Source organism: Desulfovibrio desulfuricans DSM 642, assembly GCF_000420465.1.
GTDB lineage: Bacteria > Desulfobacterota > Desulfovibrionia > Desulfovibrionales > Desulfovibrionaceae > Desulfovibrio > Desulfovibrio desulfuricans.
This window is the reverse complement of the sequence record NZ_ATUZ01000016.1, coordinates 206,710-227,709: the sequence shown is the minus strand read 5'-3', so window position 1 is coordinate 227,709 and position 21,000 is coordinate 206,710. Positions and strand designations below refer to the sequence as shown.

The 21,000-nt window shown below is 59.3% G+C and carries 18 protein-coding genes; 11 read left to right on the top strand and 7 right to left on the bottom strand.

All coding sequences use genetic code 11. From position 1 onward, the window contains the following. Positions 1 to 125 precede the first annotated feature (125 nt). The gene (gene trpB, locus G449_RS0112250; RefSeq protein WP_022659610.1) at positions 126 to 1,337 is read right to left on the bottom strand and encodes a tryptophan synthase subunit beta; all 1,212 of its coding nucleotides are present in this window, start codon (positions 1,335 to 1,337) and stop codon (positions 126 to 128) included. Positions 1,338 to 1,668: 331 nt separating this feature from the next. Between trpB and G449_RS0112245 the strand changes: the two genes are divergently transcribed. Next, positions 1,669 to 2,463 (top strand): FAD-dependent thymidylate synthase, encoded by a 795-nt coding sequence (locus G449_RS0112245; protein ID WP_022659609.1) that lies wholly within the window; start codon positions 1,669 to 1,671, stop codon positions 2,461 to 2,463. Between the two features lie 90 nt (positions 2,464 to 2,553). Here G449_RS0112245 and G449_RS17040 read toward each other — a convergent pair whose 3' ends face one another. Further along, positions 2,554 to 3,870 carry an O-antigen ligase family protein gene (locus tag G449_RS17040; RefSeq protein ID WP_245170772.1) on the bottom strand — a complete coding sequence of 439 codons (1,317 nt, stop codon included), beginning with the start codon at positions 3,868 to 3,870 and terminating at the stop codon, positions 2,554 to 2,556. Positions 3,871 to 4,053: 183 nt separating this feature from the next. Here G449_RS17040 and G449_RS0112235 point away from each other — a divergent pair, with 183 nt between their 5' ends. The 6 genes from G449_RS0112235 (at position 4,054) to G449_RS0112210 (ending at position 9,533) form a co-directional block, all read left to right on the top strand. Then, the gene (locus G449_RS0112235; RefSeq protein WP_022659607.1) at positions 4,054 to 4,737 is read left to right on the top strand and encodes an NYN domain-containing protein; all 684 of its coding nucleotides are present in this window, start codon (positions 4,054 to 4,056) and stop codon (positions 4,735 to 4,737) included. A gap of 248 nt (positions 4,738 to 4,985) precedes the next feature. Beyond that, positions 4,986 to 5,729, top strand: coding sequence for a basic amino acid ABC transporter substrate-binding protein (locus tag G449_RS0112230; RefSeq protein ID WP_022659606.1), 744 nt, complete (start codon positions 4,986 to 4,988; stop codon positions 5,727 to 5,729). A gap of 64 nt (positions 5,730 to 5,793) precedes the next feature. Next, positions 5,794 to 6,537, top strand: coding sequence for a basic amino acid ABC transporter substrate-binding protein (locus G449_RS0112225; protein ID WP_022659605.1), 744 nt, complete (start codon positions 5,794 to 5,796; stop codon positions 6,535 to 6,537). A 172-nt stretch (positions 6,538 to 6,709) separates the two neighbouring features. Continuing rightward, positions 6,710 to 7,510, top strand: a complete 801-nt coding sequence (locus tag G449_RS0112220) for an amino acid ABC transporter permease (RefSeq protein WP_022659604.1) — start codon at positions 6,710 to 6,712, stop codon at positions 7,508 to 7,510. Continuing rightward, entirely contained in the window at positions 7,497 to 8,243 is a 747-nt protein-coding gene (locus G449_RS0112215; protein ID WP_022659603.1) for an amino acid ABC transporter ATP-binding protein, read from the top strand. The genes G449_RS0112220 and G449_RS0112215 overlap by 14 nt, the downstream gene beginning before the upstream one ends. Before the next feature lie 141 nt (positions 8,244 to 8,384). Continuing rightward, entirely contained in the window at positions 8,385 to 9,533 is a 1,149-nt protein-coding gene (locus G449_RS0112210) for an MnmA/TRMU family protein (RefSeq protein WP_027180969.1), read from the top strand. A gap of 920 nt (positions 9,534 to 10,453) precedes the next feature. Here G449_RS0112210 and gcvPB read toward each other — a convergent pair. From gcvPB to G449_RS0112185, 5 genes are all read right to left on the bottom strand, one after another. Beyond that, positions 10,454 to 11,902: an aminomethyl-transferring glycine dehydrogenase subunit GcvPB gene (gene gcvPB, locus G449_RS0112205; RefSeq protein WP_022659601.1), complete on the bottom strand. Its 1,449-nt coding sequence runs from the start codon at positions 11,900 to 11,902 to the stop codon at positions 10,454 to 10,456. Then, positions 11,899 to 13,230 (bottom strand): aminomethyl-transferring glycine dehydrogenase subunit GcvPA, encoded by a 1,332-nt coding sequence (gcvPA, locus tag G449_RS0112200; RefSeq protein WP_022659600.1) that lies wholly within the window; start codon positions 13,228 to 13,230, stop codon positions 11,899 to 11,901. The genes gcvPB and gcvPA overlap by 4 nt, the downstream gene beginning before the upstream one ends. Positions 13,231 to 13,577: 347 nt before the next feature. Next, positions 13,578 to 13,964: a glycine cleavage system protein GcvH gene (gene gcvH / locus G449_RS0112195; RefSeq protein ID WP_022659599.1), complete on the bottom strand. Its 387-nt coding sequence runs from the start codon at positions 13,962 to 13,964 to the stop codon at positions 13,578 to 13,580. 97 nt (positions 13,965 to 14,061) lie between these two features. Further along, the gene (gcvT, locus tag G449_RS0112190; protein WP_022659598.1) at positions 14,062 to 15,144 is read right to left on the bottom strand and encodes a glycine cleavage system aminomethyltransferase GcvT; all 1,083 of its coding nucleotides are present in this window, start codon (positions 15,142 to 15,144) and stop codon (positions 14,062 to 14,064) included. Between the two features lie 252 nt (positions 15,145 to 15,396). Next, complete coding sequence (locus G449_RS0112185; RefSeq protein WP_022659597.1) at positions 15,397 to 16,230, bottom strand: TatD family hydrolase; 834 nt, start codon at positions 16,228 to 16,230, stop codon at positions 15,397 to 15,399. A 172-nt stretch (positions 16,231 to 16,402) separates the two neighbouring features. Here G449_RS0112185 and G449_RS0112180 point away from each other — a divergent pair, with 172 nt between their 5' ends. From G449_RS0112180 to G449_RS0112165, 4 genes are read left to right on the top strand one after another with little or no spacing between them, the layout of a single operon-like run. Then, a complete protein-coding gene (locus G449_RS0112180; RefSeq protein WP_027180968.1) occupies positions 16,403 to 17,359 on the top strand; it encodes a UDP-glucuronic acid decarboxylase family protein in 957 nt (318 codons plus the stop codon). A 14-nt stretch (positions 17,360 to 17,373) separates the two neighbouring features. Further along, a complete protein-coding gene (locus G449_RS0112175; protein WP_022659595.1) occupies positions 17,374 to 19,434 on the top strand; it encodes a proton-conducting transporter transmembrane domain-containing protein in 2,061 nt (686 codons plus the stop codon). Next, positions 19,431 to 20,378 (top strand): respiratory chain complex I subunit 1 family protein, encoded by a 948-nt coding sequence (locus tag G449_RS0112170; protein WP_022659594.1) that lies wholly within the window; start codon positions 19,431 to 19,433, stop codon positions 20,376 to 20,378. The genes G449_RS0112175 and G449_RS0112170 overlap by 4 nt, the downstream gene beginning before the upstream one ends. Further along, positions 20,375 to 20,998 carry a hydrogenase-4 component E gene (locus tag G449_RS0112165; protein WP_022659593.1) on the top strand — a complete coding sequence of 208 codons (624 nt, stop codon included), beginning with the start codon at positions 20,375 to 20,377 and terminating at the stop codon, positions 20,996 to 20,998. Before G449_RS0112170 ends, G449_RS0112165 begins: the two co-directional genes overlap by 4 nt. The last annotated feature ends 2 nt before the right edge of the window (positions 20,999 to 21,000 follow it).

Below are 21,000 nucleotides of genomic sequence, written 5' to 3'. Positions count from 1 at the left end.
ATGGGGAGTTAAAGAAAAAAAGCAAGTGCGGGGGAAAAAGCCAAAAAGCTTCCATCCCCCGCGCTCCTCCTGCAAAACTGGCGGGCGTCTGCTCACGCAGCCGCCTGAGCATTTTAAGAATTACCCTAAATCAGGCCCTTCTGCATCATTTCGGCAACCTGGGCCACGTCCTTGTCGCCACGGCCAGAGAGGTTCACCAGCAAAATGCCGTCCACAGGCATGCCGGGGGCCATCTTCATGGCATGGGCCAGCGCGTGGGAAGATTCCAGCGCCGGGATGATGCCTTCATGCCGCGAAAGGGCAAAAAATGCGTCCAGGGCTTCCTTGTCTGTCACGCTTACGTATTCGGCGCGGCCCATATCCTTGAGCAGGGCGTGTTCCGGCCCCACAGAGGGATAATCAAGCCCGGCGGAGATGGAATACACTTCGCCCGCCTCGCCCGCGGGGTCCTTGATCATGTAGGAATTAAAACCGTGCATGACGCCGGGTTCGCCCAGACAGAGGGATGCGGCATGTTCACCGTAGCTGTTGCCGCGACCGCCGGGTTCCACGCCCAAAAGGCGCACGTCCGCATCGTCAAGAAAACCCGCAAACAGGCCAATGGCGTTGGAACCACCGCCCACGCAGCCAAGGCAGGCATCGGGCAGGCGGCCAGTTTCGGTCAGCATCTGGGCGCGGGCCTCGCGCCCCACCACAGACTGAAAAACGCGCACCATGTAAGGATACGGGTGCGGGCCAACGGCAGAACCAAGCACATAGAACATTTCCGGGTCTTCAATCCATTTGCCCAGAGCCTCGTCCACAGCTTCCTTGAGGGTACGCTGACCGCTCTTGGCAGCCACCACGCGCGAACCGAGCATCTCCATGCGTATAACATTGAGGTGCTGGCGCTCCATATCCACTTCACCCATGCAGATGGTGCATTCCAGCCCCATCAGGGCCGCTGTGGCGGCTGTGGCGACACCGTGCTGGCCTGCGCCGGTTTCTGCAATAACGCGCTTTTTGCCCATGCGCTTTGCCAGCAGGCACTGCCCAAGGGTATTGTTGATCTTGTGCGCGCCCAGATGGTTGAGATCTTCGCGCTTGAGCCATATCTGCGCGCCGCCAAGGTGACGGCTCAGATTGGCGCAGTGGAATACAGGATTGGGCCGCCCCGTGTAGTGGGAGCAAAGATAATCCAGCTCGTTCTGGAAGGACGGATCCGCCTCGGCGGCCTTCATGGCTTCGGCCACTTCGTCCAGACGGGCCTTGAGAGGCTCGGGTACGAACTGCCCGCCGTAGGCCCCAAAAAAGCCCTTGCTGTCAGGAATGCCGTAGGGGGCGGAATGCTGGCTCATGCGATCTCCTTCTTCATGCTGGGTTTCTGCGAATATCTGCGGCCTGCGCGGAGTTCAGCCTATGAAAGGTCATCCGGCGGCGGCATCTCAAAAAACTCCGTCACTCTGGCGTGTTGCCCGCTCCATGTCAAGATGTCGCCCCAAATACCCGCGCAGGGCGGGACTTTTTCGGTTTATCCGCGCCTTGCGCGGCGCGGCCCGCGACCTTGCCCGCAGAGGTGCTTTGCCCTATAGTCTGCCTCTGTTTTACAGACCTGAGAGCAGGCAGGCTTTGCCTGCCGTAAGCGGGCATTTCAAGTGTTAAATGTTCTAGATGTGAGGCGGAGTATCCATGCTTGACGAAAAATACACTGGCAACGGCAAGGTTGTGCTGCTGGCAGGCGGCGGAAAAATCTACACGGATATCGCCGCCCGATTTGTGCGCAGCGAGCGCGATCTGGAAGAAATTGTGGCCTCGCCCTACTCGCGCCAGATCGTGCAGAATATTCTCGATTCCGGCCACAGGGCCGCGCTTGAGTTCGACTTTTTTCTCTTTGGCGTTGAGGGTTATTCGCGCGTTACAGAAACCCAGCTTGTACGCAAGCGGCTGGCCTCGTACCTCATCAAGTCCGGGCGGGCGGAACTGGGGGGCAAGCGCCGCTATTCCGTGGTATATCCGCGCAGCGTGGCCGAATTTTCCGCGCAGGTGACCCTGCCCGACGGGCACACGGCAACCCTCAGCGGGCACGATCTGGCTGACATTTCACGGCAGTGGTATGATGCGGGCCTTGACGCAGGACTGCCAGAAGAAGATTTGCGCTACCTGAAGCCTCAGGCCACGGAATTCAAGGCCATCATCGGCATGAATGCCCACGCCCTGCTTGACTGGTTTGCCATCCGCTGCTGCCGCAATGCCCAGCACGAAATACGCCATCTGGCGTGGCAGATGCTGCGCCTTTGCCGCAAGGCCGCGTCCGACCTCTTTGCAGGAGCTGGCCCAAGCTGCGTGCAGATGGGCTATTGCCCGGAAAACAAGCGCCAGCACGCCCGGTGTGTGGGCCGCGTACTCACCAAGGAGCAGGCGCTTGAAATGCTGCGCTCGCATGGCGGGCAGCAGACCAGCGCGGAAGACTTTACCGATCAGTAAGACTTTTCCCCACAAGGCTTGCAAAAAAGTTTTGCGGTTACGCGCACAGTGCGCGCGTAACCGCATTATCGTTTGCTCGTATGAGGCTGTTTAAAAAAATGTTTTGCCCACCGCTGCGGCCCCATCCTGGCGCGCCTGCTCGGCCAGGTCTTCGGGTGCGGCATCCAGCCCGTTGACCACAGCCCCGATCATGACCCCAAGGTGGCTCATGGCAAGCCCCAGCCACCAGATGCGGTAAAAATCATGCCCAAAGATACCATTGACCAGCCAACCGCCAAAACCGATCCAGAACCAGGCGGTCATGCGCCAGTAGTTGCTGGGGCTTTTGCTTTCAAGCTCTGCCAGCAGGCGCGGGCGTATACGCTTGTAGCCCCACCAGATGAAGCCCAGCAGAAAAATCATGCCCAGCACAAAGCCAACAATACCGTGCGCGTACAGCATATCCAGATAAAGGTTGTGCGGATGGCTGATGGTGATAACGTCTTTTTCAGGCGTAAGGCCGAGCGCGCGGAAGGCCTCGTTATAACGGCCCGCTCCGGCTCCCAGCCAGGGATGCTCGCAAAACACCTGCCATGCCAGATGCCACAGGCTCCAGCGGCCATCGCTCTCCACCGCGCCCAGCCCGGCCCGCCCCTGAAGCACGAGCACAACCAGCAGAATCCCCAGCGAGCCCACGGCAAGTTTGAAGCGTCCACGGCCTCCGCGCAGCAGCACCCACAAACCAAAGGAAACAGCCACAGCCAGCGCGCCGCTGCGGCTGCTTGCGCCAATCAGCAGAAAAAACGCGGGCCAGAGCGTTGCAAACCACAGCAGGGCCGAAGCCGCAGGCGAGAGGGCGCGGCGTAGGATAAACCAGAGGGAAAAGGCAGGAATGAGCGCCAGGGCTATGTAGTTGCCCACGGTATAATCGCCGAGGCTCCCCGTGAGCCTGCCCGCATTAAGAGCGTAGCCCATGATGAAATCCGTGCCGGTCAGCGCCTGATGCAGGCCGTCCAGCCCTTCCCAGAAGCAGGCCAGCACGCAGGCCCACACAAGGCGGCGCAGGTCTTTTTCGCTCCGCACGCATTCCATGCCGATGAACGGCAGAATAAAACCCTTGTTGATGCCTGTGCCCGCGTGGAGAAGCGAAGTCCACATGTTTTCTGAAAAAAACACGCCAATGCCGATCATGGCCCACAGACAATAAAAAAGCGGGCGCGCATCAAGCCTGTGCAAAACGCTTTCTGTCCAGTTGTAGCGATAAAAGAGCAACAGAAAAATAAAGCAGATGACTGGCAAGACCTCACGCGCGCCGTACCCTATGGGAAAGGAGGCCAGCGAAATCCAGAACGACCAGAAAAGGCAACGGCTCCACTGCACATCAGACGGATTGCACAGCACGCAAAGCAGGCGCTCCCGTACGTTCAAACCCCGTTTTTTTGCTTCATTAAATATATTCAGCACAGCTCATGCGCCCTTTGTTTGGATACAGATCATGGCGCAAGATGTATCCGTTGGCGGGCATAAATTCAAGTAGCAGTAAAGTCCTTGCATTAGGGAAACAGGCAAAATATACTTTTGCGATAAATTATTTCACCATTGAGGTACAATATGGCCAGATTTACCGGTTTTGACGAAGTATTCAGTGCACTTTACGTTGACTTCGACAATATTTACACCCGCTTTCTTGAAATTGACCCCGAGGCGGCCAGGGCCTTTGGCTCTGTTCCATACCGGTGGGTGCGCTGGATTGAAAACCATGCGCTGCGCATTCTGTACGGCGAAGGCGTGCGCCGCCGCATCCTCAAACGCATGTGCTACCTGAACCCCCAGCGCTATCAGGAATACCGCAATCCATTCATCCGCAGCGCATTCCAGGTGGTGGACTGCCCGCCGCTGACCACCCGCGGCAAGACCAGCACCGATATCCATCTGGTGATGGACTGCATGGACGACCTCTCCCACTCCACCCACTTTGACGAATTCATCATTCTTTCCGGCGATGCGGACTTTACCCCCCTGCTCATCCGCCTGCAGGAACATGCCCGCCGCACCTTGGTGCTTTCTGTGGGCTATTCTTCGCCCGCATACACGGCTGCGGCATCCTGGCGCATCCGCGAAGACTGGTTTTTGCAGCAGGCCCTGCGCGACGAGCGCGCTGATGAAGTGGACGACCAGCCCATTGCTGTAGTGCCCACACCCCCCATTGTCCGCACCGCGCATGCCGCGCCGCCCGCCCCTGAAAAAACCCCTGACGACGAAGAAGAAGGCCCAGCCCCCGGAAATGCGTGGTAAATACCCGCAAACTGTCGGCCCAACGGCCCGAAGCGCTTGACGCCGGGAGCCGCCAACGCTAAAAAGTAAGACGCTCTTTTCTGGTTGGTAGCCCGCCCTACTGGTGCACCCCGCGCTTACCGGCGAACCACGGACCGCCGCAGCCTGTAGCCGTTTTCAGTGATTACGGCCACTTGATTACGGCGCAGGCGTCCCCCATGACGCATACAGCGGCGGGCCTGAATCATAAAACCTGGTTAGGAGGTCCTATGTTTCGCCGTGTTATTCTTGCCCTGATTACCCTTGCCCTGCTCTGCGGGCCGGCGGCTGCCGCCGAAAAATTCGTTGTGGCCAGCGACTGCACATGGCCCCCCATGGAAATGCTGGACGCCAACAAGCAGCCTGAAGGCTTCTCCACCGACTACCTCCGCGCCATGGGCAAAGCCGCAGGCTTTGAGGTTGAAGTGCGCAACATCGCGTGGGACGGCATTTTTGGCGGTGTGGCCACCGGCCAGTACGACATCGTAGCTTCCTCGGTGACCATCACCCCCGAGCGTGAAAAGCAGTTTGACTTCTCCGCTCCTTACTATGAAGTGGTTCAGGCCGTGGTACTGCCCGCTGGCAAGAGCATCAAGACTCTGGCGGACCTCAAGGGCAAGAAGGTCGGCGGCCAGATCGGCACCACCGGCATCTTTGTTATGCGCAAGGCCAATGTCAGCGCGGATATCAAGGAATATGACGATGTGGGCCTGGCCATTCAGGATCTCGTGGGCGGCCGTCTTGACGCCGTTATCTGCGATGATCCGGTTGCCATGTACTATGTGAACAAAAAGCCTGACACCGCCGGCAAGCTGAACATTTCGTTCAAGGCCGACGAAAAGGAATACTATGGCTTCACCGTCCGCAAGGGCCGCAAGGACCTGGTGGAAAAGCTGAACAAGGGCATTGCCGCTGTGAAGGCTTCTGGCGAAGACCGCAAAATTGCTGAAAAGTGGCTTGGTAAATCCAACTAACGTTCCGTTTTCGCGGGGCGTTCGGGCTTGTCCTGGGCGCCCCGCCGTATTTTAAGGAGTGGACATGATCCGTCGTCTGTTGCTGGCCCTGGTTGCCGTTTCCCTTTTGTGCGGCCAGGCCATGGCTGCTGAAAAATTCATTGTGGCCACCGACTGCACCTGGCCCCCCATGGAAATGCTGGACGCCAACAAGCAGCCCATTGGCTTTGATGTGGACTTCATCACTGCCGTTGGCAAGGCCGCCGGTTTTGAGGTTGATGTGCGCAACATCGCCTGGGACGGCATTTTCGGCGGCGTAGCCACCGGACAGTACGACATCGTGGCTGCCGCCACCACTATCACTGAAGAACGTCAAAAACAGTTTGACTTCTCTGATCCTTATTATGAAGTTGCCCAGGCCGTTGTGCTGCCCGCTGGCAAGAGCATCAAGAGCCTGGCTGACCTCCAGGGCAAGAAGGTCGGCGGCCAGATCGGCACTACCGGCGTGTTTGTTATCCGCAAGGCTGGCGTGGCTGTTGACCTCAAGGAATACGACGATGTGGGCCTTGCCATTCAGGACATGCTGGGCGGCCGCCTTGACGCCGTTATCTGCGATGATCCGGTTGCGCTCTACTACGTCAACAAAAAGGCCGACACCGCTGGCAAGCTGAACATTTCCTTCAAGACTGAAGAAAAGGAATACTACGGCTTTACCGTGCGCAAGGGCCGCAAGGACCTGGTGGAAAAACTGAACAAGGGCATCAAGGATGTGAAAGCATCCGGCGTGGAAGCCCAGTTGCTCAAGAAGTGGATGGGCGCTTCCAAATAGTTTTCTTTTCTTGTGATATTTTGGTGGCTTCCGGGCTTTTGCCCGGAAGCCATTGCATAAACCAGGGCAATGCCTTACACCACAGGGCCAGCCCGTTATAACCCGCGGCATCCCGGCATGGCAGCCTGCCGCCCTGCTGCCAGCCTTAAACGCCTTGTCATGAAGGACTGCGATGCACGATAAAAAAGATGGAAGCAAAGGCAACATCATTATGGTCACGGATGGCGCATCCATCCCCGACCCGCGTGAATGGCGCCTGATAAACGCATGGTCTATCGCCCTGGTGGGCGCGCTCGGCACCCTGTTTACCCTCTGCACGCTCTGGCCCGAGCCATACCTGCGCATTCTGCTTTACCTGCCGGACGGTGTACTGATCACATTCAGGATCACCTTGCTTTCCATCTGCTGCGCGGTGCCGCTGGGGCTGCTCACAGGTCTTGGTCGCATTTCGGACAACCGCCTCATAAACCTCATCGCCTCCACCTATGTGGAAGTGATACGCGGCATCCCACTGCTTGTGCAGATATTTTACATCTACTACGCCCTCTCGCGCTTTGTGCAGGTGAGCGGCGTGACATCTGCGGTTGTCGCCATCAGTTTTTGCTACGGCGCTTACATGGGCGAAGTGTTCCGCGCGGGCATCACTGCCATCAACAAGGGCCAGACAGAAGCCGCGCGTTCACTGGGCTTCAACCGCTACCAGACCATGCGCCTTGTGGTGCTGCCCCAGGCCATGCGCACCATTCTGCCCCCCGTGGGCAACGAATGCATCGCCATGCTCAAGGATACCTCGCTTGTATCCATCATGGCCGTGCCGGACATCATGCAACGCGCGCGCAGCTTTGTGGGCACCACCTACCTGTATTTTGAGACCTACACCATAGTGGCAATTATGTATCTCATTATCACTCTTGTGCTCTCCAAGGCTGTGAGCATCATGGAATCCAGGCTGAATTACTATGACGGAAAATAGCGCCGCCCCCATTATCTCCATCAATCACGTCTGGAAGTACTTCGGCTCGCTGCCTGCCTTGCAGGATGTAAGTCTGGATATTGCTCCCGGCGAACGTGTGGTTATTATCGGCCCTTCCGGCTCCGGCAAGTCTACCCTGTTGCGTTCCATCAACAGACTGGAACAGATAGACCAGGGCAGCATCATCGTTCAGGGGCAGGATATCCAGAGCGATGAGAACAACATCAACGAGATGCGCCAGAACCTGGGCATGGTTTTTCAGCAGTTCAACCTTTTTCCGCACAAGACCGTGCTGGAGAATCTTACTCTTGCGCCACGCCATCTGCGCAAACTTTCGCGCGAAGAAGCCGATGCCCGCGCTCTGGGTCTGCTCAAAAAGGTAGGCATCAGCGACAAGGCCAATGTGTACCCTGCCATGCTTTCGGGCGGGCAGCAGCAGCGTGTTGCCATTGCGCGCGCTCTGGCCATGCAGCCCTCCATCATGCTCTTTGACGAGCCTACATCAGCCCTTGACCCCGAAATGGTGGGCGAAGTGCTGGACGTTATGGTGAAGCTGGCAGAAGAAGGCATGACAATGGTTTGCGTAACCCACGAAATGGGCTTTGCGCGCACGGTCGCCGACCGCCTCATTTTTATGGATCAGGGCCAGATTGTGGAAATGGGCAAGCCTGAAATGCTTTTCACTGCCCCCCGCCATCCGCGCCTGCGGCAGTTCCTGAATCAGATTCTGTAGTTCGCTTTTGGGCAGGAGGAACCTTTGCCCGCAAGGGTTCCTCCTGTCATGCCTCCCCCTCCCTCTTTCCCGCCATCCCTTATGTGCTGCGTCAACAGCTCCGCCCTCCACGGCGACAACAACAAGGGAGTGACCAAGCCCATGAACGCCCCTCATATACATAGCCCAACCGTGGCCGTTGCCGTGAGCGGCGGCGTGGACAGCCTGTGCGCAGTGGTTATGCTGCACAATGCGGGCTTTCGCGTTTTGGCCCTGCACGGTCTTTTTTTGCCAGACGGCCCAACCGTTGCCCCCGCAGGGCTGGCCGAAGCCTGCGCCACGCTTGGGGTTCCCCTGCATGTGGCCGACCTGCGCGAAGCCTTTCAGCGCGAAGTGCTGACCCCCTTTGCCGCAGCCTATGCGCAGGGCCGCACACCCAACCCCTGCGCATACTGCAACAGGGCCATCAAGTTTGGCGTGCTGCTCGACACCGCCCTTGCTCTTGGTGCGGACAAGCTTGCCACTGGGCATTATGCCCGCCTTGTTCCCGGCTCGGACGTGCCCCAACGGGCTGGCGAGGATGAAACTTCCGAAACCTATCCCCTGCTTGCCGCCGCTGCGGATGCCGCCAAGGATCAGAGTTATTTTCTCAGCCTTGTGCCGCGTCAGCGGCTGAGTCGCGCCCTGTTTCCGCTTTACGGGCAGAACAAGGAACAAACCCGCGCCGTTGTGGCGGCTGCCGGGTTGGCAGTTCCCCTGCCGTCCGAGAGCCAGGATATCTGTTTTGCCCCGCCCGTGGCGCAGGCTGGCATGTCTGCCGCCGAGGCCTACCGTCCATTTCTGGAGCGGCACTGGCAGGCGGCGGGCACCATCGCACCGGGGCCGGGGCCAGTGCTATTGCAGGACGCTGAGGGTAACAGACGCGAAATCGCTCGACACAAAGGGCTGTGGCGCTATACGGAGGGGCAGCGCAAGGGCCTTGGCATTGCCCATACTGAGCCGCTTTTTGTGCTGACCAAGGATAGCGAGACCAACAGCCTTGTGGTTGGGCCGCGTGCTTTGCTGGGCATACGCACCTGCGTGACAGGGCCAGCAAATGTCGCATTGCCGCCTCATCTTTGGCCTGACAGGTTGCTTGTACGGCTGCGGCATCGGCAGCGCCCCTGCCCGGCACGTGTACAGGTTGAGGATCCGTGTCTGCGCATTATGCTGGCTGAACCGCAGTTTCCTACGGCTCCCGGTCAGGTGGCAGCGGTTTATGACGAAGAAGGCCGCGTGCTGGCTGCGGGAGTGGTTGAAGAGATGGCCTGAAAATTCAAGCAGGTATGTTTCCTTTATGATGGGTGTGGGTGAGCCTGTCCGGCTGATTTACGCAAACCCGACTTTTACGGACTGAATGCGTCAAAATCCAGTTTTTAATGCTCACGTACACAAGTACGCTGCGCTTAAAAACTGGATTTTTCCTTGTCAGACCGCAAAAACCGTATTTTGCAAATTCACCCAACACCAACCATCGCCTCCGCTACGCTCCGGCGAGTCTAAGGAAGGCGACTTCACGACCAGCTCCTGATGGCGAGCCGAGTTCCAGTTACGCGTAGTTCATCCGCCTTATCCTGGCCGAATAAAATTCAATACTGTCTCTACTCCCATACCTCGCGAACTATTTCACCCCGCTTTTGTGATTTCAGCTATATGTCGGCGGCGCTTGCCTCAGCCCGCTGAAAAAAACTTTGCATATCTGACTGTGGGCTAACCGAAACCTCCAATTGTCAAATTAAAAGGACGCACTGCAACGTCACAGTTATTCGTTGTGTCCGGCTGAAACGGAGTTCGACTCAACGCAAAAGCGTACTCTGGCATTAACACGGCGCGGAGGGAGATCACCTGAACGAGTGCAGCGAGTGAAGGAAGCTCCCGCAGCTATGGCCGCGTTGCCCTCGCAATTTTGTGGAAGCTGAAAACCTCAGGGGGTGCTTCGGGGGGGATGCAAGGGGGGCCGAGAAGGGGGCGTAGCCCCATAACCGGCCCCACCTTGCCGCGCGCCGCGCAGGCGTCCCAAACTCCGCCTGAGGGCGGAATATCGTACCCAAAGGACATTCAAACAAAAAAATTTCGCCTCAACCCGATAACAAAAAAAACAGACCTCAGCGTCAGCCAAGGCCCGTAATAAAAGTTTTTTTTGCGGGATGGGGGTTTGGGGGCAGGGGACAGCCCCCTGCCCCCAATTATCTCTATCCCATATCTTCCGTCAGCACCATCTGACGCGCGGCGGCGGTTTCATCCAGACGGCGCACGGGCAGGTTGGTGGGCAGTTCCTGAAGGGACTGCGGATCAGCCTTGCCCGTGAGGATGATCTCCTTCAGGGCTTCAACGTAACCGTCCAGAGTTTCCTTGCTTTCCGTCTCCGTGGGCTCGGCCATGAGGCACTCGTGTACGATAAGCGGGAAGTAGATGGTAGGCGCGTGAATGCCACGTTGCAGCAAGGCCTTGGCGATATCCAGAGCGCGCAGACCCTGCGGTGCGGAGGCCACGAATTCGTGCGCGCAAAAACGATCCTTGAAGGGAATCTCCAGCACGTCCTCAAGTTTTTTCTTGAGGTAGTTGGCGTTGAGCACGGCGTATTCAGAGGCGCGGGTGAGGCCTTCGCCGCCGAGGCGCAGCATGTAGGCCAGGGCTTTGATGACCACGCCAAAGCTGCCGTAGAAGGGGCCGATGGGGCCGATGGTCTGCGGCAGGTTGTAATCGAGGAAGAAACGCCCGTCAGGATGCTTTGCCACGCGCGGGGCGGGCATAAAGGGCAGCAGACGGTCGGTAACGCCCACGGGGCCAGCGCCGGGGCCGCCGCCGCCGTGCGGGGTGGCCAGGGTTTTGTGCACGTTGAGGTGTACCACGTCAAAGCCCACATCGCCCATGCGTATTTTTCCCATGATGGCGTTCATGTTCGCGCCGTCGTAGTACAGCAAGGCATCGACTTTGCGCAGTTCGGCAACGATGCGGGGCAAGTGCACTTCCATGAGGCCGAGGGTGTTGGGGCAGGTCATCATGAGGCCCGCCACATCTTCTCCATGTTCGGCAATGGCAGCCACAATGGCTTCGGGATCCACCATGCCGTCGCGTGATTCGATGTTGATGGTGTCAAATCCGGCAAGGGCGGCGGAGGCAGGGTTGGTGCCGTGGGCCGCATCGGGAATGAGCATCTTTTTGCGGTTGCGTCCCTTGGCCTTGTGATAGGCGGCAATGAGCTTTACGCCGGTGAATTCGCCGTTGGCCCCGGCCATGGGCTGGAAGGTAAAGGCCTTCATGCCCGTGAGTTCGCAGAGCAGATTCTCGGCTTCATACAGGCATTGCAGCGCGCCCTGGGCGCAGTCGGCACCGCCCTCAAGCTGGGCCATCATGGGGTGCAGGTGAGTAAAGCCCGGCAGCGCCGCCACGTATTCCATGAACTTGGGGTTGTACTTCATGGTGCAGGAGCCAAGAGGATAGAAATTGGCGTCCACGCTGTAGTTGAGTTGCGAAAGCTGGGTGAAGTGACGCACCACGTCCAGTTCCGAGCATTCGGGCAGACGGGGAGCTTTTTTGCGCAGCAGGTCTGCGGGCAACATGGCCTCAGCCTTGGGGGCGTCGCTGTTCAGGCAGCAGGCTGTGCGCCCAGAAACGGATTTGGCGAAAATGGTTTTCACAGCAGACCTCCCATGATTTCGGCCAGCTTGTCTATCTGGGTGCGGTTGTTGGCCTCGGTGCACGAGAGCAGCAGCACGTTTTCCATGCCGGGATAATGATGGCCCAGCGGATAGCCGGGCACGACACCCTTCTGCGTCATGGCCTTGACCACTTCAGCAGCGGGCATGGGCAGGCGCAGGGCCACTTCCGAGCCGTAGGGGGCGCTGTTGAGCAGTTCCACACCCTTGAGGGCGGTGAGGCGCTCCACAGCGTAGCGGGCAAGAGCCATGTTGTTTTCGGCCACGCGGGTGAGGCCCTGCGGGCCAAGCAGGCTCATGTGGATGAGCGAGCGCAGGGCGCAGAGAGCCTGATTGGAGCAAATGTTGGATGTGGCCTTGGCGCGGCGGATGTGCTGCTCGCGGGCTTGCAGGGTCAGCACGTAGCCGGTTTTGCCGTCCACATCGGTGGTGCGGCCCACAATGCGGCCGGGGAACTGGCGGATGTGTTCCTTGCGGCAGGCCATGAGCCCGAGGTAGGGGCCGCCGAACGAGAGGTTCATGCCAAGGCTCTGGCCTTCGGCCACGGCCACGTCAGCCCCCATTTCGCCAGGGGTTTTAAGAACGGACTGCATGACCGGATACACGGAGATGACGCCAAAGGCCTTGTTGGAACGGGCCTTGGCAAACAGGGCCGTGTAGTCCGCCACTGCGCCGAAGAAGTTGGGATTCTGCACAATGACGGCAGCGCATGTAGTGTCGGTGGCAGCCATGAGGGCGTCCATATCGCTGCAACCATTCTGCTGGGGTACGGTCTTGATTTCCAGATCAAGGCTCGAAACATAGGCCTCCAGCATGGAGCGCCAGATGGGGTTGACGGCTTCGTCCACCACCAGCACGCGGCGGCGCGTGGAGCGCACAGCCATCATGGCGGCTTCAAAAATGGCGGTGCCGCCGTCATACACGGAGGCATTGCCGCAATCCATTTCCAGCAGACGGCTGACGGCGGTCTGGAACTCAAAAATGGCCTGCAAGGTGCCCTGTGAGCATTCTGCCTGATAGGGCGTGTAGGCGGTGTAAAATTCGCTGCGGCCAGAAAGCGCGTCCACAGCCTTGGGGATGTCGTGGTTATAAAAGCCTGCGCCGAGAAAGGACACATGACCGGGGCAGTTTTTGGCTGCCAGCTCTTCAAAGTGTCTGCAGACGGCGGCCTCGCTCTGCCCCTTGGGCAGATCAAAGCTCTGGGGGCGCATGCTGGACGGGATGTCGGAAAAAAGCTCATCCAGACTGCGCACGCCAACTACGGAGAGCATTTCATGCAACTCTTCCGGCGTATGGGGAATGTATGGCATACTAGCTCCTTGCCGCCGGACACGTTGTACCGCTTGTGCGACGGCAGCCGCTGTGAAAGGGACTCCGGCTGGAACCCGCCGTTGTACGACGCTGCTCCAGCCGGTGCGAAAGGAAAAATTTCAGGCTGTTACACACTCGGTGCAAAAGTTTGCCAGCGCGCAGGCAGCCCAAAATCATACATGGGTAACTTGGTTAAACTGCGCTACCCACGTCAAACGGCATGCCGTGGATTTTCGGTTCCGGCAAGGAAGACGATTTTTTTATGCAGGGAGTGTACTCTTAGGTACTCGACCGGAATAAAAAAATTGTCTGACGCAGCCGGAACCGAAAAAACACGCATGACGGATTAATGCTTTTCGGTGGCGCAATGAGCCTCGTAAGCCGCCGCGTCCAGCAGACCGCCGGGTTTGTGGGCCAGCTTGACGCGCACAATCCAGCCCTCGCCAAAGGGGTCGCTGTTGCAAAGCTCGGGGGTGTTTTCCAGAGCTTCGTTCACGGCTATCACTTCGCCCGAAACGGGAGAAATCAGGTCGCTGGCGGCCTTGACCGATTCCACAGAGCCGAATTCCTTGTCTTCAGAAAGCTGGTCGCCCACGGGGGGCAGTTCCACGTAGGTGATATCACCAAGGGATTCCTGGGCAAAGCTGGTGATGCCGATGACGGCCTCGTCCCCTTCAATGCGGGTCCATTCGTGGCTGGTGCTGTACAGAATATCGGCGGGATTGGTAGCCATGTGCAAACTCCTGAAAAATTGGGTTCAATCGTTATAAAAATTACGCTGTTCTGCGTGAGGTGCCGTGGGATGCGGCCCGCACAGATCAATGACCGTATCAGGCCAGTTTTTTACGCGCGGTGCCTTCGGTGTAGAACGGCGCTTCAACCCGCGTGGCGGGCAGCTCCGTTCTGGCGGCGCGAACCACAAAATTTTCGGCCCCGGCATGCGCGGCCTTGACCCAGGCAAAGGCGATCACATAACCCAGCGAGGGCGCAAACGAACCGCTGGTCACGTGGCCCACTTCCGTGCCGTCAGCAAGGGCGACCACATCACCGTGGCGGGCGGCACGGCGGCCGTCAATACGCAGAGGCACCAGCACTTCGGCAATGTTCTGCGCGCCTTCGCGGCCCACATAGTCGGCGGTGCTGGTCATCATACGCCCCATACCGGCTTCTGCGGGGCTGTGATTCTCATCCAGATCATGTCCGTACAGGGGCAGGCCAGCCTCAAGGCGCAGGGTATCGCGCGCGCCAAGGCCTATGGGCTTGACGCGTTCGTCAGCCAGCAGGGCGTTCCAGAAAGCCTCGGCTTCAGAGGCGGCGATATACAGCTCGTAGCCCAGTTCGCCGGTGTAGCCGGTGCGGCTCACCAGCAGGGGCGAACCCTGCCATGTGGTTTCACGAAAGCAAAAGTACCCGAGGTCATGAAAATTCTGGCCCAGCAGCTTTTCGAGCACGTCCAGAGATTCCGGCCCCTGGAGGTCGATCTTGCCGGTTTCTGCGGAAATATCGGTCATCTTGACGCTTTGGGGCAGGCGGGCGCGCAGCACGGCGAAGTCGTTGGCGGCGCAGGCGGCGTTGACCACGGCCATGAAGGAATCAGGGCCGAAGCGGTAGATGATGCCATCGTCCAGCACGCCGCCCTTTTCGTTGAGCAAAAAGCCGTATCGGCACTTGCCGGGGGCAAGGGTCTGGAGGTTGTGGCTCACGGCCTTGCTCAGGGCTTCGTCCGCGCCGGGGCCTTCAATAAGAAATTCGCCCATGTGGCAGATGTCAAAAAGACCTGCATGCTGGCGGGTGTGCTGATGCTCGACAATAATACCCTCATACTGGATGGGCATAAGCCACCCGGCAAAGGGGGCCATTTTTGCGCCATGCGCCTCGTGCCAGGCAGTGAGGGGGGTACGCAGATCCGACATGGAATCTCCTTGAAGTTGGGCAAACAGCTTGCGCTGACGCTATAGAGGACGCGCCAAGGCTGCCCTGCCGCTGCAATGCGCTGCGGCAAGCCGTACCAAGCGCGGACAACCACCGAAAATATTTATCAAAAACATTACCAAGCCACCGTTTCGAGCGGCTTTGGACATGGTATCACTTCTGCCATGTGGACACAAGAACAGACCCGTGCAAGGCCAGCCGCGCGGGCGGGGCTGGCGGGGGTCAGCACGGCATCATTCCTGCGCTGGCAGGCCGAAAAACCGGCGGGCATTGTCGCCGCAGGTACGCCAGATATCTTCGGGGTTCTCTCCCCGCGCTTCGGCCATGGCCCGCACGGTAAACACCGTATAGGAAGGCTCGTTGCGCTTGCCCCGCCACGGCAGGGGCGCAAGATAGGGGGCATCGGTTTCCAGCAGCAGACGGTCGGCGGGGATAAGGGCCACAGCCTCGCGCAGGGCCTCATTGGCCTTGTAGGTGACCGGGCCGGGAATGGATATGTGCCAGCCGTTGCGCAAGATGCGCCGCGCGGTTTCCGGCCCCTGACCAAAGCAGTGCCACAGGAGGGGATACCCGGCAAAGCCCTCGGCCTCCAGCGTCATGAGTGTTTCTTCCTCTGCATCTCGGCAGTGAATGACCACCGGGCGCTCCACGGCGTGCGCCAGAGCAAGCTGATCGCGCAGGGCCTGATACTGGATTTCCCTCGGACAATCGGGCCAGTAAAAATCCAGACCGATTTCGCCCACGGCCTTGAGGCGGGAGTCCTCGGCAAAGGCGGCGCGCATGGCGGCAAGGCGCTCCTGCGTGCAGTTCTGCCCGTCACACGGGTGCACGCCCATAAGAAAAAACACTTCGGGGTGGGCATCAAAATAAGCCCGGCGGGCATGATACTCTTCCGGCCCCAAAAAAACGTTGCCCACCTGCGCAATACCTGCCGCGTGGGCGCGTTCAAGCACGGCATCGCGATCCGCATCAAATTCCTGACCATCAAGGTGCGCGTGGCTGTCCACCCCGGCAAGGGGCAGGGCCAGAGCCAGGGGATCAATGCGGACGGCTGATTTTTTCGACATGGTATACCTCGCGGCCGATACATAGCAACGGGCGCAGGCGAAAGGCAAGGGGCAAGACCCCGGCAGCAGACACCCCCGTACCCAACCGCCATTGCAAAGCCCGAGCAATGGGGCTATGCTTTGGGGGATTTGCCAGTTTTTACTGGTTTCCTATACTTTTTTCGGGGGAATCATGCATCTCCGCAAACGCATTCTTGTCACCGGCGGTTCCGGCTTTTTGGGTTCGCAACTGTGCGAACGCCTGCTCAACGAAGGGCACGAAGTGCTCTGCGTGGACAATTTCTTTTCCAGCGCACGCGCCAACGTGGAAGCGCTCATGGATAACCGCAGGTTTGAGCTTATCCGCCACGACGTGACATTTCCCCTCTATGTAGAGGTGGATGAAATTTACAATCTGGCCTGCCCGGCCTCGCCCATCCATTATCAGCACGACCCGGTGCAGACCATCAAGACCTGCGTCCACGGCGCCATCAATATGCTGGGCCTGGCCAAGAGGCTTGGCGCGCGCATTTATCAGGCATCCACCAGCGAAGTGTACGGCGACCCCGAGGTACATCCGCAGCAGGAAAGCTACTGGGGCCATGTGAACCCCAACGGCATCCGCTCCTGCTACGATGAAGGCAAGCGCTGCGCCGAAGCCCTGTTCTTTGCCTACTGGCGGCAAGGCAACCTGCCCATCAAGGTGGGACGCATCTTCAATACCTACGGGCCCAAGATGCACCCCAACGATGGGCGCGTGGTCTCCAACTTCATCATTCAGGCGCTCAAGGGCGAATCCATCACCATTTACGGCGATGGCTCCCAGACCCGCTCCTTCTGCTATGTGGACGACCTTGTGGAGTGCATGATCCGCTTCATGGCCTCGCCCGATGATTTTGTGGGCCCCATGAACATGGGCAACCCCGGCGAGTTCACCATCCGCGAACTGGCCGAAAAGGTCGTGGAAATGACCGGCAGCAAGTCGGTGATTTCTTACGAACCCCTGCCCTGCGATGACCCCAAGCAGCGCAAGCCCGACATCACCCTGGCCCGCGAAAAGCTTGGCTGGGAACCCAAGGTAGCTCTTGAAGAAGGCCTGGTTAAAACCATCGCCTACTTTGAAAAGCAGCTGAAAGACGGCCTGGCGTAGGTATTCCGGCAGTCATGTTCCTTTTTATCACGGCCATCGGCATATTGGCGGCAACAGCCGCCCTGTGCGCACTGCTGGCCGTGCGCCCGCCCTCAAAGGCAACCGGACGCGCGGCCAATGCGGCTGGCGTTATCGGGGCCTTTGCGGGCTGTTTTGTCGGTTTGTGCGCCCTTTCCTCCGGCCCGTGGGCCGGGCAGGAGAGCCTGCGCCTGCCTCTGGCCTTGCCCGTGGGATCCTGCGCCCTGGGCATGGACGCCCTGAGCCGCCTGTTTTTGCTGCCAGTGTTTGGTCTGGGTTTTGTCTGCGCCGCCTCGGGCGGCATTGCCTTGCGGCATGAAGAACCGGAACGCCACAATCTTGCGGCGCACTGGTTCTTTTTTCATATGCTGCTGATCGGCCTTGCCCTTGTGATGACCGCACGCGATGCCGTGCTGTTCATGCTGGCGTGGGAAATCATGTCGCTGGCGCCCTTCTTTCTTATTGATTTCAATGACGGCGACAGCAAGGTGCGGGATGCCTCCTGGGTTTACCTTGTGGCTGCCCACCTGGGCGCAGTGGCCCTGATGGCCTTCTTTACCCTGCTGTGGCAGGTCACGGGCGACACTTCGCTTGACGCCCTCCAAGGCGGGGCTGTGCTTGCGCGGGTGCTTGAACAGGCGCAAGGCTATTCCGGCCCCGGCCTGCTCACGGTGCTGTTTGTGCTGGCTCTGGTCGGTTTTGGAGCCAAAGCGGGGCTTGCGCCCCTGCATGTATGGCTGCCCGAAGCGCACCCTGCCGCGCCAAGCCATGTTTCGGCCCTGCTCTCCGGGGCCATGATCAATGCGGGATTTTACGGTATGATCCGTAGCGTGGGCATGCTGGCCCCTGCGGGCGCGACACCCGAATGGTGGGGCTGGACTTTGCTTCTGCTGGGCCTTGCCACCGGCCTCATGGGAATTTTAAAAGCCACGGCCCAAAGCAACCTCAAAAGGCTGCTCGCCTATTCCAGCGTGGAAAACATGGGCCTGATGGTCATGGGGCTGGGTGCAGGACTCATTGGCCAGAGCTGCGGCAATGCGTGGATTGCTGTTCTGGGATTTTCCGGCGCACTGTTGCACATGCTCAACCACTCTGCATTCAAAGGGCTGCTGTTCCTGTGCGCAGGCGAAGTGCTGCACGCCACAGGAACCGTGCGCATGCAGCATCTGGGCGGACTGCAAAAACGCCTGCCCCTGCTTGGCGCGGCCTTTGCCATAGGCGCAGCGGCCATTGCCTGCCTGCCGCCTTTTAACGGATTTGCGGGTGAACTCGTGATGGGGCTTTCCCTGCTGGACGGCCCCGCGCTTTTTGGCGTGGAGCGTCAGGTAGGCCTGCTGCTGGCTCTGGCGGGTCTTGCCTGCATCAGCGGCCTTGCGGCAGCCCTGTACGCCAAGGCCTATGGCATCGCTTTTCTGGGCGAGCCGCGTTCCGGCTTTGCCGCCAGCGTGCATCCGCTTTCCTGGCGCACACTCTGGCCCCTTACCCTGCCCGCCGCCGTGTGTCTGGCGGGCGGTCTGGCTGCCCCCTGTTTTTTTGATCTGGCAGCAGGGGCGGCGCAAAGCGCCCTGCCCTTGCCCCCGGCATTTCAGCAAGCTGGTCTGGCTGGCTTGGCGCAGGCGCATGCAAGCCTTGCAGCCGTGGCAAAAATCGGCGGAGCCGGGCTTGGACTGGCCCTGATTATCCTTTTTGTTCGCCGCTGCCTGCTTAAAAAGCGCACTGTGGAATCCATGCCCACATGGGGTTGCGGCTTTCAGGGCGGATCTGCACGCATCCAGTATACGGACGCGGCTTTCTCCGAACCCACGGCAAAAATCTTTGCTCCGGTCATGGGCCTCAAGACACGCCTGCAACTGGATGAAGGATTGTTCCCCAAGGGGGGCCAACTGGGCGTCACTGCGCCCGACCGCCTGCGCAGCGGCCTGTTTACGCCGCTGTTTACGGCGGTGGAAACCCTGTGCAATGCCTGCAAAGTTATCCAGCACGGCAAAATCCACCTGTATATTTTGTACATTCTCGCCACTCTGGTGGCTCTGCTTGTGTGGGGGCTGCACTCATGAAAGCCGGGCTTGCAGTCTATCTTACGCAGTTTGCCCTGTCCCTGATTCTGGCCCCCCTGCTGCCCGGCATCATCAACCGGGTCAAGGCCAAATTTGCCGGACGCCACGGCAAGCCTGTGCTGCAAACCTACTATGATATCGCCAAGCTGCTGCGCAAGGGCGAGGTGATCAGCCGCACATCCACATGGATATTTGCCGCCGCCCCCTCCATATCCCTGGCAGGCGCAATCTGCGCGCTGGCCCTGCTGCCCCTCGGCGGCGCGGTTTCGCCTCTGGCCTTTGCGGGCGATTTTGTGCTGGCAGCCTATCTGCTGGGCATGGGGCGCTTTGCCGTCATGCTTGGCGCGCTGGACACAGGCTCGGCATTTGAAGGCATGGGCGCAAGCCGCGAGGCCACATTCTCCGCCCTCGCGGAACCCGTATTTTTTCTTGCGCTCATGGTGCTCACGAGTCTGTGCCTCGGCCTTGGGCACGGTACTGAAACAGCCTTCAGCCTCTCCACCATGTTTGGCGGGCAGACCGCCGGGGCATGGCTGACAGGCAAGGGCGAACTGCTGCTCCTGCCCGTGATCTTTTTTGTGCTGCTGCTGGTGGAAAACTGCCGCATCCCGGTGGACGACCCCAACACGCACCTTGAACTGACCATGATCCATGAGGTCATGGTGCTTGACCATTCCGGCCCCAATCTGGCCCTGATACTTTACGGCGCGGCCCTCAAGCTGTGGTTTTTCGCCGCGCTGATAGCGGGTCTGATCACTCCTGCGCTGCCCCTGTGGGAGCAACTGGGCGTACGCCTTGGCATTGTGCTGCTGCTGGCCGTGGTTGTGGGCATTGTGGAATCCATTATGGCCCGTCTGCGCATGGAGCGTGTGCCGTACCTGCTGGGCGCAGCAGCGGGCATGGGCATGCTCACGCTTATTTTGACCCAGGCGAGGTTGCCATGACCACGCTTTTGCAGTCCTGTCTTTTCCTTCTGGTATTGAGCAATTTTCTGCTGCTCGGGACGCGCCGCGTTGCGGGCATGACGCGGCTGACCGCCTTCCAGGGCGTATTGCTGGCAGCCCTGCTGCTGAGCCTTGACCACGCTCTGCTGGCCGGGGCCGTATTGCTGATCAAGGGTGCCTTGCTGCCCGGTTTGCTGTGGCGCACCCAAAAACGGCTGCCCGCTGATGCCCTGATCTGCCCTGCCCGCCGCGTGGGTTTTGGCGTACTGGCAGGCATGGCCGGTCTGGTATTTTCCATCTGGCTGGACGGCAAGCTGGTCATGCCGCTGGGGCTTTATCCGCCTTTGCTGCTGCCCACAGGGCTGGCAACATTATTCTGCGGATTTATCCTCATTGTGGGGCGCATCAAGGCCATCACCCAGGTCATCGGCTATCTGGTGGCGGAAAACGGCATCTTTCTGCTGGGCGCACCGCTCATGACAGGCGGCACGGTGTGGTTTGAACTGGCCCTCCTGCTGGACGTTTTTGTGGCCGTGTTTGTTATGGGCATAGCCATCAACCATATCAGCGATTCCTTCGCCTCCATTGACGTGGCGCGGTTCCGCAGCCTCAGGGATTAGGA

Excerpts from the sequence above, each read along its gene's own strand:
- trpB (WP_022659610.1), bottom strand. The coding sequence starts at position 1,337 with ATGAGCCAGCATTCCGCCCCCTACGGCATTCCTGACAGCAAGGGCTTT.
- G449_RS0112245 (WP_022659609.1), top strand. The coding sequence starts at position 1,669 with ATGCTTGACGAAAAATACACTGGCAACGGCAAGGTTGTGCTGCTGGCA.
- G449_RS0112235 (WP_022659607.1), top strand. The coding sequence starts at position 4,054 with ATGGCCAGATTTACCGGTTTTGACGAAGTATTCAGTGCACTTTACGTT.
- G449_RS0112230 (WP_022659606.1), top strand. The coding sequence starts at position 4,986 with ATGTTTCGCCGTGTTATTCTTGCCCTGATTACCCTTGCCCTGCTCTGC.
- G449_RS0112225 (WP_022659605.1), top strand. The coding sequence starts at position 5,794 with ATGATCCGTCGTCTGTTGCTGGCCCTGGTTGCCGTTTCCCTTTTGTGC.
- G449_RS0112220 (WP_022659604.1), top strand. The coding sequence starts at position 6,710 with ATGCACGATAAAAAAGATGGAAGCAAAGGCAACATCATTATGGTCACG.
- G449_RS0112215 (WP_022659603.1), top strand. The coding sequence starts at position 7,497 with ATGACGGAAAATAGCGCCGCCCCCATTATCTCCATCAATCACGTCTGG.
- G449_RS0112210 (WP_027180969.1), top strand. The coding sequence starts at position 8,385 with ATGAACGCCCCTCATATACATAGCCCAACCGTGGCCGTTGCCGTGAGC.
- gcvPA (WP_022659600.1), bottom strand. The coding sequence starts at position 13,230 with ATGCCATACATTCCCCATACGCCGGAAGAGTTGCATGAAATGCTCTCC.
- gcvH (WP_022659599.1), bottom strand. The coding sequence starts at position 13,964 with ATGGCTACCAATCCCGCCGATATTCTGTACAGCACCAGCCACGAATGG.
- gcvT (WP_022659598.1), bottom strand. The coding sequence starts at position 15,144 with ATGTCGGATCTGCGTACCCCCCTCACTGCCTGGCACGAGGCGCATGGC.
- G449_RS0112185 (WP_022659597.1), bottom strand. The coding sequence starts at position 16,230 with ATGTCGAAAAAATCAGCCGTCCGCATTGATCCCCTGGCTCTGGCCCTG.
- G449_RS0112180 (WP_027180968.1), top strand. The coding sequence starts at position 16,403 with ATGCATCTCCGCAAACGCATTCTTGTCACCGGCGGTTCCGGCTTTTTG.
- G449_RS0112175 (WP_022659595.1), top strand. The coding sequence starts at position 17,374 with ATGTTCCTTTTTATCACGGCCATCGGCATATTGGCGGCAACAGCCGCC.
- G449_RS0112170 (WP_022659594.1), top strand. The coding sequence starts at position 19,431 with ATGAAAGCCGGGCTTGCAGTCTATCTTACGCAGTTTGCCCTGTCCCTG.
- G449_RS0112165 (WP_022659593.1), top strand. The coding sequence starts at position 20,375 with ATGACCACGCTTTTGCAGTCCTGTCTTTTCCTTCTGGTATTGAGCAAT.